This window comes from Aromatoleum toluolicum (assembly GCF_012911005.2).
Lineage (GTDB): Bacteria > Pseudomonadota > Gammaproteobacteria > Burkholderiales > Rhodocyclaceae > Aromatoleum > Aromatoleum toluolicum.
This window is the reverse complement of sequence record NZ_WTVS01000114.1, coordinates 1-11,005: the sequence shown is the minus strand read 5'-3', so window position 1 is coordinate 11,005 and position 11,005 is coordinate 1. Positions and strand designations below refer to the sequence as shown.

The window sequence follows — 11,005 nt, the reverse complement described above, 5'->3', positions numbered from 1 at the left end:
AGGCGTTCGAGGTCGGAATGGCCTCGGAAATCAGCGGGAAAATCGGAAAAATCGATCATCGGAGTCGGCTCAGACAGTAGGCTTGGGTGCGATTGCTCGAAACGTCAATTGATCAGGGATTCCTTAGTGATGCTGATGATGTTGGCGTGATACAGAAGAGAATTGTTCAAAATTTGTATTCATCGGACGTAGTTATCTGCGACGTCAGCTGCAAGAATCCCAACGTGATGTTTGAACTTGGGATGCGCCTCGCCTTTGACAAGCCAACGGTTATTATCAAGGATGATCAAACGGATTACAGCTTTGATACCGGTGTAGTAGAGCATCTAACTTACCCGCGCGACCTTCGGTTTACAAAAATTGTTCAATTTAAGAGCACGTTGGCTGATAAGGTTTTTGCGACCTACTTGGCCGCTCAAAAACCTGACTGTCAGACATTCTTAAAGAGTTTCGGAACTTTTCATGTTGCGCGGATTGAGCAAGACGCCGTGCCGCCCGAGCGTCTGGCCCTGGATCGCCTTGAGGAACTCACGGTCGAGGTCGCGCGCTTACGACGCGATATTCGCGGGGCTCGTTCAAATATTAGGACTATCTCGTACCCAAAGCCGACGGAAGATCTGCACAGCGCAGGAGTGAAGCGATTAGCGGAACTGCTGATCGAGCATGCGCCGCAAACGAAGGGAAAGGATTATCGAACGGTCTTGATGGATCCCTCGTTTCGGAAATGGCTTCAAGCCGAATTGCCTGGTAACAGCTATTTCACGTCGACAGAGGAATTCGATAAAGGATTAGTAGAAGCGGCTGAACTCATCGAGGGTCATATCTTCGGTACGTAAACTCGAAGCGAAAATGCTCAGTCCAGTGCCCAGCTTCATCCATTTTGGCGCGCCAAATTTCAATGGGCTAGATCGTAAAGGTCTAGCCCATTTTCATTTTGTCCCCCTTTGTGTTTACGCCCGCAACACGCTGTAGCGCCTGAACAACGCAACCGGCAGCGCGCGCTCCAGCCGCCACGCAATCGATAGCGGCCGATCCCCCTCCCAACGTTCCAGGCGTACCGGCCCCAAGGCCCGATACGCTTGTCCGCGGGCTTCCCGCACAAAAAGCTGGAACCTCCACCCATTGCTCGGCGACTCGCAGTAACGCCGCCCGGCCGGTGTGTCGGGGCCCGCCGAGTTCTGCGATTGCCAGTGGAAGAGCTCCGGGCTGATCGCATAGTCGTGGTAGGCGATGCGTTCGTTGAAGCCGTCGCGTTTGTCGAGGGTGACGAAGAGGAGCTCGGTCTTGTGTTCGGGTAGCGCCAGCACGCCGGCCTGGAAGGGCGCGCGGCGTTCGGGGGTGAGCCAGCCGACGGCGGTGAGGATTTCGCGGATCTCTTAGGCGGCGTGCAGGGTCAGCGGCCACTCGGTGGGGGCGCCGGTGAGGGGCTGCGGGTCGAGGTCGGCGCGTTCATCGAGGCAGGTTGTGAGCTGGGCGAGTTCGCGGCACATCGCGGGGTTCGCGGCCATGCGGGCGAGGAAGGCGGGGACGTCCATCAGGGCGCTGCGGTCGCTGAAGATCTGGTAGGCAAGCATCTGGATGCGGCGCTGCTCGGCGGGGGCGAGGTGCGCGCACTGCGCGCACTGCGCGAGGAGCGCGGCGGGGTCTGCGGCGACGCGGCGCAGGATCTGCAGGTGCTCGGGGTCATCGACGTGCAGCAGCGCGTCGAGGTGCTTGCCGAGGTAGGTCTCGTCGGGGTCGGGCGCCGCGTGTTCGAGGCCGGCGGCGCGGCACAGCGCGGTCCAGCCGGGCTTGCCGTCGTAGAGGTCTTCGAGGTCCAGGCACTGGTCGCGCACGAAGTCGGCGAGCGTCAACGGGGCGCCGCGGCGGGTGGTCGCGTAGTAGCGCAGTTCCGCGGTGAGGCGGCGCCAGCTCTGGTTGCTGATCTGGCGTAGGCCGCTCAGCACGCGCTCGCGAGCGACCCGGTCGAACTGGATGTGGCAGCCGGGCGGCAATGTCGTGAAGCCCTGTTCGACGGCCTCGATGAGCTGCTGGCGGTTGAGGCCGGTGATCGCGCGGTAAAGGAGGTCGAAGCGGAAGTCGTTCTGCAGCCGCCCGACGAAGTCGAGGACGAGGCAGCTGTCCTTGCCGTCCGCGAGACGCAGGCCGCGGCCGAGCTGCTGCTGGAACACGACCGGGCTTTGCGTCGGGCGCAGGAGCAGCAGGGTGTTGGCTTCCGGGATGTCGACGCCCTCGTTGTAGAGATCGACGGTGCACAGCACTTTCAGCGTGCCGGCGGCGAGGTCCTGCGGGGCGCGTTCGCGCACGTCGCGCGGCGTGGCGCTGGTGATCGCGAGCGCAGGAAGGCCGGCTTGGGTGAGCCGATCTGCCATGTAATTCGCGTGGGCGATATCGACGCAGAACGCGATCGCGCGCATCGCGCCGTGGTCGGCGACGTATTGCTCGATGGCATGGATCACCAGACGGGCGCGCGCGTCGTTGCCGCTAATGATGTTCGCAAGTTGGGTGAGTTCGCCGGGCTGGTTCCAGCGGATGCCGCTGAGGTCGGTGCTGTCGTTGCTGGCGTAGTACTCGAAGGGCGCGAGGAGCTGCTGGTCGAGCGCGTCCCACAGGCGCAGCTCGACGGCCGGGCTGCCGTCGGGGCGTGCGTCGAAATACTGCAGCACCGAGCGTCCGTCTGCGCGCTCCGGCGTCGCGGTGAGGCCCAGCTGGAAGCGCGGGCGGATCGTCGTGGCGAAGGCGTCGAACTGGCTCGCCGGCAGGTGGTGGCATTCGTCGATGACGACGGTGTTCCAGTAGTCCGCGCCGTGGCTCGCGAGCAGATCGCGCGCGGCGACCGACATGATGGTCGCGAAGAGGTGTTCGCCGCTCGCGGGCTGGCTGCCGTCCGCGAGGAGTTCGCCGAAGGCCGGGGCGCGCAGTACCTGGCGGTAGGTTTCGATGGCCTGCCGCAGGAGTTCGATGCGATGCGCGACGAACAAGAGGCGCGGCTTGCCGCCCTGCTGCTCGCACAGGCGCTTGTAGTCGAATGCCGCGACCACCGTTTTGCCCGTGCCGGTGGCCGCGACGACGAGATTGCGCGTGCGGTCGTGGCGGCGTTCGGCGGCGAGGCGGTCGAGCATCGCCTGCTGATAGCTCTTGGGCTGCAGGTCGAACCACGTGGGCGTTGCGATCGGCTCGAAGCTCGTGCCCCTGGCCTGCTGCAACGCGCGGCGCAGTTCCAGGCGATGCGTGTCGTCCTGCGGGTCGAAGCGCTGGAACTCCGGGTCGTTCCACAGCGTCTCGAAATGCGCCTCGGCGGCGGCGAAGAGGTCGGCCTGCCCGGCTTGCGTGAATTTCACCGTCCATTCGACGCCGCCGAGGAGTGCCGCGGCGGAGAGGTTCGCGCTACCGACAAAGGCGGTGCCGAAGCCGGTCGCGCGGTGGAAGAGCCACGCTTTCGCATGCAGTCGGCTACGGCGTCCGTCGAGCGAGACGCGCAGTTCCACGCCGGGCAGGGCCGCGAGCGTTTCGACGGCGCGCGCTTCGGTGGCTCCGGTGTAGGTGGTCGTGATCACGCGCAGTCGCGTGCGCGGTTCGCCGTCGGCGCCGATCGCGCTGACGGATTCGAGCACGTCGAGAAGTTTCCGCAGCCCGCTCCAGGTGATGAAGCTGACGACGATGTCGACGCGATCGGCCGAGCCGAGCTCGGCGCGCAGTTCGGCGAACAGCGAGGGGTCGGCGCGGCCAGCGGTGAATAGCCACGGTGCGAGCAGCCCAGTCGGCGGCTGCGTCGGGCGCGGCTGGCCGCGATGGATCGCGCGCAGCGTGAGCACCGGGGCGGTCCACTGGTCGGCCGCCGCGTCGCCGCGCCGCAGATGGGTCAGCAGGCCGTTGATCAGCGTGAGTTCGCGCTGCTCGCGCGCGGCGTCATCCTCGGCATCAGTGGCCTCGTCGAGCAGTTCCGGCAGTAGTTGCGCGAGCACTTCGGCGAGTCGGCGCCGACGGGCGGCACCGGTGAGGGGCTCGACCTGGGCCTGGCCGGCATCGCGTAGCTGCAGGGCGAGTTCGCGCAGGCGGGCGTCAAGGAGCAGGTCGTAGAGGCCGTCGGGCAGGGTGTTCATTGCGGGCTCAAGCAGCGGCTTGCGCGTCGGGCGTTCTCAAGGCACGACGACACGAACAAGCGCGCCTGGTTCGCTACGCCTGCGCCCCCTTGGCCCCCGGCAGGCACTTCGCCACGAGCGTAACGCCGGCAAGGACCACCGCGCCGGTCAGGACGCCGGCCAGGCCGTTGAGGGCGGTGCCCAGCAGGGCGCCTTGCGCTTCGACGAAGTGGTAGGCGGGCGGGATGCCATGCACGACGATCCCGCCGCCGACGAGGAACATCGCGGCAGTACCCAGGACTGAGAGCGCCTTCATCAGCCACGGGGCGGCCTTGAGCAGGAGTCGGCCGACGGTTTGGGCGACCGCGGTGGCTTGGCGGGTCAGCCAGAGGCCGAGGTCATCGAGCTTGACGATGCCGGCGACGAGGCCATAGACCCCGACCGTCATGACGATGGCGATCGTTGAAAGGACGCCGACCTGGGTGAGGAAGGGCATGTCCGACACGGTGCCGAGCGCGATGACGATGATCTCGGCGGAAAGGATGAAGTCGGTGCGGATCGCGCCCTTGATCTTGTCCTGCTCCAGCCGTACGAGGTCGACCGTGGGGTCGGCCAGGGCCTGCATCAGCTCGGCTTCATGCGCGGCGGTGTCTTCCGCGCGATGCAGGAACTTGTGGGCGAGTTTTTCGAAGCCTTCGAAGCACAGGTAGGCGCCGCCGAGCATCAGCAGGGGAATGATCGCCCACGGGGTGAAGGCGCTGATCAGCAGCGCCGCCGGGACGAGGATGGCCTTGTTGAGGAAGGATCCGCGCGCCACCGCCCACACGACCGGGATCTCGCGCTCGGCGCGGACACCCGCTACCTGCTGCGCGTTGAGGGCGAGGTCGTCGCCGAGCACGCCCGCGGTTTTCTTCGCGGCGACCTTGCTGAGGATGGCCACGTCGTCAAGAACGGTGGCGATGTCGTCGAGGAGGGCAAGCAGACTGGAAGCGGCCATCTTTGTGAGATATCCATCGGGCAGGTCATAGGTGCAGGCTAACGCCTGTCGGTCGGATGCATCGTTGGTATCGCCGCAGCATAGCCTGTATGTTCTTATGCGGTCGAGATTTCCATGGCATCTGACGAATAAGTTGCCGTCACTTAACCGAAATGATCTCCATCCTTTTCGCGGTGATCATCGCAGATGATTGACCCGCGCCTTCCCGCTTCGCTCGTGCCGCCACGCGCGGACGACGTGGCGACGCCGGACGAAGTCAGGCTGCGGCCCGGAACATCGGTTCGAATTTCTCCGCCCGAACGCTCAACAGGTCCGGCGCGGGCAGGCTGCCCAGCAGGGTCAGGGCATGCTTGGCCAGTTCCCGCGGTACGCGTCCGGCCAGATGCTTGAGGCGTCCTGCCTCGTCCGGGAAGACGTCGAAGATGCCGTAGCGGCCGTCGTCAAGGCGGACGGCGAACCACGCGGTGGTCGCCGGCTCGGCAGCGACCATGGGCTGCGCGTCGCGCAGGAAACGCTCCACGTCCTTGTCGTGACCGGCCTTCGCCTTGAAGGTGAGCAGGACGCCCTTGGTGTCGGCGTCCTCGGGCACCGTCGGCGGGAGTTTGTCTGCCAGCACGTCGAGCTTCTGGATACGCGGCGGTTCGGCGAAAAGCTCGTCGGCCTTCTCCATCAGCGCCTTGGCGACCGGCCCCGTCAAATGGGCTTCGCGCTCCGCATCGCCCGGGAACACGTCGAAGATGCCGAACTCGGTGCGGCCCAATCGGATGGCGAACCACGCGGTGGTGCCGGATTCGTCGCGCACGAGCGGCAGGGCGGACTTCAGGAAGCGTTCCACGTCTTCGATCTTTCCCGCCTTCGCTTTCACGCGGACAAGCAATCCTCGATCAACCATGATTCCTCCTTCCCTGCGTACGCAAGCAATGGCTGATGGCGCGTCCTCGACCAGGCGAGCCCGGCGGGCGCACGCCGGAAAATCCGGCGGCACGGTCAGATCGCACCGTGCCGCGCGGACGCTACATTAAATAGGACGGCTCGCGGCAAGGGCAGTTCCGCCGCTAAGGAAAACGGCGATGGGTCGCTGACTCGCCCCTCTGCAGCGTGAGTGCGGACTGGCGCAGGTCAGCCCTTGCGCAGCAGCCAGACGCTTTCCGTGGCGGGGCACTTGCCCTTGAGGCCGCCCGCGACCTCGATCCGCTTGAGCAGGGTCGGCGAGAAGCGGCCCGCGTAGTGCTGCCCGACTTCGTCTGCATCGATCGAGAAGGGTGGTCCGGCGTGCAGACTCTGGTCGTATTCGAAGCAGATGAGGAGCTGCGGCGCTTCGTGTGTGATGGCCGTCAGATGGGCCGTGTAGCGCGGGCGCATGGTGTGCGGCAGCGCGACGAGCGCGGCGCGGTCGTAGACCGCGTCGACCGGGCCGAGGGTTTCCGCGGTGAGATCGAAGAAGTCGCCCACATAGACGTCGAGATCCTCGACCGCATAGTGGTCGAGCGCGCCGACGCGAGACACCGTCGGTTCCACGCCGAGCTCGGCGAAGAGCTGCTGCACGGCGAGCGGGCTCAGTTCCGCGCCGACGACGCGATAACCTTGGGCGAGCAGCCAGTGGATGTCCAGTGTCTTGCCGCACAGGGGCAGGAAGATGCGGCTGCCGGGCGCGAGCGCGAGCGCGTCGAAGTGTTTGACCAGTAGCGGATTGGCTTCACTGCCGTGGAAGCCGATCTCGTTGCGTTCCCATTTCGCGTGCCAGAAGTTGGCGTCCATGAGGCGTGCCCCTGCGGTGACGGTGCTGCGGAGCGGATAGTCTAGCGGAGGCAGGGACGGGACTGAATTCGCGGACGAGTCAGCGGAGCAGTTCCGTTGCCAGTGTGCGGATCATGCGTTCGGCCTGGCCGAGGTAGGCGCGGCCGAAGAGGTTGAGGTGGTTGAGGATGTGGTACAGGTTGTACAGCGTCTTGCGCAGTTCGTAGCCCTCGGCGGGCGGCCAGGCGCTGCGGTAGGTGGCGTAGAAGGACGCGGGGAAGCCGCCGAAGAGTTCGCTCATGGCGAGATCGGCATCGCGGTCGCCGCGGTACACGGCGGGGTCGAAGATCACGGGTTTGCCGTCCGCGGCGATGGCGGCGTTGCCGTTCCACAGGTCGCCGTGCAGCAGGCTTGGGCGGGGCCGGTAGTCGAGGAACAGGGCCGGAATGCGTTCGAGGAGCTTGTCGGCGTCGCGGCCGAGGGCGCCGCCGTGGCCCTTCGCCCGCGCCATCTGCAGTTGCGGCAGGAGGCGGCATTCGACAAGGAACCTGGCCCAGCCGTCGTGGGGCGTGTTGTGCTGGGGCGTGGCGCCGATGTAGTTGTCGCGCGTCCAGCCGAACCGTTCGCCGGTGTCGCGGTGCAATTCGACGAGCGCCGCGGCGAAGCGCCGGCCGTCTTCGGCGCTCGCGAGCGGGCGCATCGGCAGGTGTTCGAGCAGCAGGAAGGCCTCGTCGTCGGTCGCGCCGCAGGCGAGCGGACGCGGCACGCGGAAGGCGTCGCAGGTGGCGAGTGCCGCGAGGCCGTCGACCTCGGCCTCGAACATCGGCAGCGCGGCGGCGTCGTTGAGCTTGAGGAAATATATCCGGTCGCCCGCCTGCACTTCCAGCGTGCGATTGATGCAGCCGCCGCCGACCGGGCTCAGGCGTGCGCCGGCGAAGTCGATGCCGCTGGCGGCCGTGAGGGCGCGGGCGAGTGCGTCGTCCGGGGTGTCAGGGGACGTCAACGGCAGAGGTTCCGATCGAGGCCGGCGCTCGTCAGACGGCGGGAGCGGCGTTGTGCGCGGCGATGCTGTCGACGAGCTTTCTGTCTGCGACGGTGGTGTGCATCGCGAACCAGTCGAACATGAAGTGCGCGAGCTCCTGGAGCGGGGCGCTGTCGGTGTAGTAGAGGTTGCATTCGTGCTCCAGCCGGCGCAGCAGCCACGCGTGTTCCTCGCGGTGCTCTTCGTAATGCCGATAGCCGACGTCGAGCATGATGTTCTCTTCGCTGACGAAGTGGAATTCCGCGTACTTGCGCACCTCGAGCAGCAGGCGCATGGCCTTTTCCTTCGGGCAGTTCCGGTCCGCTTCCACGGAGATCGCGCGGATCAGGTCGACGAAGACGCGGTGCTCGGCGTCGATGCGCGGGTGTCCGACCTCGAATTTGCTGTCCCACTTGATGTCAATCACGTCCGTCTCCGCCTGGCGAGTCGGGGTGGTGCCTCGCAGTGCGGCAGGATCCGCGCGGAGGGGTGCCCCGCGCATATCCTAACCGAATATGAACGCGGGGGCAGCCGGTGCGGGGCGCGAGCGGGGTGAGCCCCGCGGGGCTCAGGCCCCCGGTCGCGGCGCGCTCACCGCGAAGGATGGTGTGGCTGCGGTCGGTTCCGCTGCGGGCTCGGCGCGGACGTGCGTGTGCAGCCCCGGGATGTGGCGCTTGACGACGGCCAGCGCGAGGAAGGTGAGCACCATGGCGCCGCCGAGCAGCGACAGGTAGCTGTCCGCGCCGCCGGAGGTGATGACGGCGGCGCCGGCGAAGGAGCTTAGGATCGCGCCGAGGCGGCCGAAGGACAGGGCCGAGGCGGTGCCGGTGGCGCGCATCATGGTTGGGTAGACGTAGGCGCACAGCGCATACATGGTCGCCTGGACGGCGATCACGAACATGCCGTGCACGCCGAGTCCGATCATCAGCCAGGTGGTGTTCGTGGCGAAGTCGACGCCCTGCAGCACGAAGGCGCTGGCCGCGGCGCCGATGCTGCACAGGAGCAGCGGCCAGCGCGAGCCGTAGCGCGTGATGGCCAGCGCGCAGCCGAGCGAGCCGATCACGCCGCCGAGGTTGTAGGCGGTGAGGCCGGAGCCTGCCAGGGCGGTGGGCAGGCCTTCGGCGGCGAGCATCGTCGGCAGCCAGCTGAAGGCGGTGTAGGTGGCGAGCATGACGAGGAAGAAGCCGACCCAGATCGCCAGCGTGTCGCGTGCGCGGCCGCTCTGGAACAGGGCGGCGAAGCCGGCGCGCTGGTCGCTGCCGGTTTCGGCCACGTCGACGAATACCGTGCCGGGGTCGGCGGGGCGTTCCATGCGCGCGAGCAGGCGGCGCAGCTCGGGCCAGCGGGCGGTCTTGCGCGCGAGGTAGCGGGCGGATTCGGGCAGCAGCGCGAGCAGCACCAGGCTGTAGACGACGGGCAGCGCGCCGCCGATCCAGAACAGGCCGCGCCAGCCGAGCACGGGCAGGACGGCGCCGGCGAACAGGCCGGCGAGCATGCCACCGAGCGGATAGCACACGATGGTCGCGGTGACCGCGAGGGTGCGGCGGCGCGCCGGCGTGAATTCTGCGGTCATCGTCGAGGCGCTCGGCAGCGCGCCGCCGATGCCGAGGCCGGCGAGGAAGCGCAGCGCGGCGATCGCCGTGACGTCGGGCGCGAAGCCGATCGCGATCGTCGCGGCGCCGAACAGGAACACGCTGGCGACGAGCACCAGCCGCCGGCCGATGCGGTCGGCGACGATGCCGGCACAGGCGCTGCCGACGGCCATGCCGACCAGGCCCGCGGCGACGGCGGGCGCGAAGGCGGCCTTGGTGATGCCCCATTCCTTGATCAGCGCCGGGATGGCGAAGCCGATGAGCTGCCCGTCGAAGCCGTCCATGACAATCGCAAGGGCGGCGAGCATCACGACGAGCCGTTGCATCGACGTGAACGGGCCGTAGTCGAGTATCCCGCCGATATCGACGGGGGCGGACGAGGACTTCTGCTGCATCGGTGTGTCTCCGGTGATTGGCGGGTTCGCTCCGGGTTCGGGCGATCCTCTTCGCGGAAAACGATACTATCTTGATTGATTGACGGCAAGCAATTTGTATCACATCAGTAACGCGGAGATACGGCAACGCGGCAGCACGGTGCGGCACGGATGTAACGCAGGCGGATGAAAAAATACGTCACACTCGGGCGGGAATTCCTTGGCCGGCTTGTGGTCTTTTGGATGAGTTCGCACGTTGAATGGACGTGTCATCCTGCCGACAGGGAGGTCACCATGAAATGGTTCAGGCTTGCGCTCGCGGCGGTCCTGGTACTGGGCGTCGCGTTGCCGGATGTCGCGTCTGCCGATCGCGGCCGCAGCGGCCGGCATCACAGCCACTCGCGCCTCGGTGTGCACATCGGGGTTCCGCTGTTCTGGGGCTGGCCCGGCCCGTATTACGGCTATTCGCCCTACCGCTATTACGAGCCCTACCCCTACTACGCCTACCCGCCGTATTACGCCTATCCGCCGGCCGCCAGGGTGCCGTCCTCGCCGCCGGTGTATATCGAGCGCGAAGATGACGACGCGGATGATGACCGGAAGTCCGCCGGCAATTACTGGTATTACTGCGACCGCCCCGAGGGCTACTACCCCTACGTCAAGGAATGCCCCGGCGGGTGGGAACGCGTCGCGCCGCGGCCGTCGCGCTGAGGGAGGATCCGAACATGAACATCCGTATCTGTCTTGTGCCGCTTGCGGCGGCGGTCGTGACCGCGGGCTGCGTGTCGATGCCGTCCGGGCCGAGCGTGCTCGTGCTCCCGGGCACCGGCGCGAGTTTCAATGAGTTCCGCGCTGACGAATCGGCCTGCCGCCAGTACGCGTACGAATACATCGGCGGCCGCTCCGCCGGGCAGGCTGCGGCCGATGCCGGCGTGCGCAGCGCCGTGGTCGGCACGGCGATCGGCGCGGCGGTCGGTGCCGCCGTCGATGGCGGGCGCGGCGCGGGCGTGGGTGCCGGCACCGGGCTGCTGATCGGCAGCGCCGCCGGCAGTGGTGCGGCCGAGGTGTCGGGCTACGACGCGCAGCGGCGCTACGACCACGCCTACGTGCAGTGCATGTATGCGAGCGGCCATCGCGTACCGGTGTCGGGCCGCTACTCGCCCAGCCGCTCGGATCGCTACCGCAGCACGCCGCCGCCCCCG

General features: G+C 66.9%; 9 protein-coding genes and 1 pseudogene. 3 read left to right on the top strand and 7 right to left on the bottom strand.

Features of this window, described 5'->3' with window-relative positions:
• Positions 1-86 precede the first annotated feature (86 nt).
• Positions 87-836 (top strand): hypothetical protein, encoded by a 750-nt coding sequence (locus GPA27_RS26690; RefSeq protein WP_169143458.1) that lies wholly within the window; start codon positions 87-89, stop codon positions 834-836.
• A 114-nt stretch (positions 837-950) separates the two neighbouring features.
• Here the strand turns inward: GPA27_RS26690 and GPA27_RS26680 are convergent.
• The 7 genes and pseudogenes from GPA27_RS26680 to GPA27_RS26650 all read right to left on the bottom strand — a co-directional run bounded on the left by GPA27_RS26680 (position 951) and on the right by GPA27_RS26650 (position 9,824).
• Positions 951-4,103 (bottom strand): annotated as a pseudogene (locus tag GPA27_RS26680) (DUF3427 domain-containing protein).
• A gap of 73 nt (positions 4,104-4,176) precedes the next feature.
• Entirely contained in the window at positions 4,177-5,079 is a 903-nt protein-coding gene (locus tag GPA27_RS26675) for a DUF808 domain-containing protein (protein ID WP_169143457.1), read from the bottom strand.
• Positions 5,080-5,335: 256 nt separating this feature from the next.
• The gene (locus tag GPA27_RS26670; protein ID WP_169143456.1) at positions 5,336-5,971 is read right to left on the bottom strand and encodes a putative quinol monooxygenase; all 636 of its coding nucleotides are present in this window, start codon (positions 5,969-5,971) and stop codon (positions 5,336-5,338) included.
• 227 nt (positions 5,972-6,198) lie between these two features.
• Positions 6,199-6,837: a thiopurine S-methyltransferase gene (tmpT, locus tag GPA27_RS26665; RefSeq protein WP_169143455.1), complete on the bottom strand. Its 639-nt coding sequence runs from the start codon at positions 6,835-6,837 to the stop codon at positions 6,199-6,201.
• Positions 6,838-6,916: 79 nt separating this feature from the next.
• Positions 6,917-7,819: a fructosamine kinase family protein gene (locus GPA27_RS26660; RefSeq protein WP_169143454.1), complete on the bottom strand. Its 903-nt coding sequence runs from the start codon at positions 7,817-7,819 to the stop codon at positions 6,917-6,919.
• Positions 7,820-7,850: 31 nt separating this feature from the next.
• On the bottom strand, positions 7,851-8,264 hold the full coding sequence (locus GPA27_RS26655; RefSeq protein ID WP_169143453.1) for a bacteriohemerythrin: 414 nt from the start codon (positions 8,262-8,264) through the stop codon (positions 7,851-7,853).
• 141 nt (positions 8,265-8,405) lie between these two features.
• Positions 8,406-9,824, bottom strand: a complete 1,419-nt coding sequence (locus GPA27_RS26650) for an MFS transporter (RefSeq protein WP_169143452.1) — start codon at positions 9,822-9,824, stop codon at positions 8,406-8,408.
• A gap of 273 nt (positions 9,825-10,097) precedes the next feature.
• On the opposite strand from GPA27_RS26650, the gene GPA27_RS26645 reads away from it, so the two are divergent.
• Together GPA27_RS26645 and GPA27_RS26640 are read left to right on the top strand one after the other, a co-directional pair.
• Entirely contained in the window at positions 10,098-10,514 is a 417-nt protein-coding gene (locus tag GPA27_RS26645) for a hypothetical protein (RefSeq protein WP_169143451.1), read from the top strand.
• 14 nt (positions 10,515-10,528) lie between these two features.
• Positions 10,529-11,005: glycine zipper family protein (locus GPA27_RS26640; RefSeq protein ID WP_169143450.1), on the top strand; the 477-nt coding region annotated here is incomplete at its 3' end.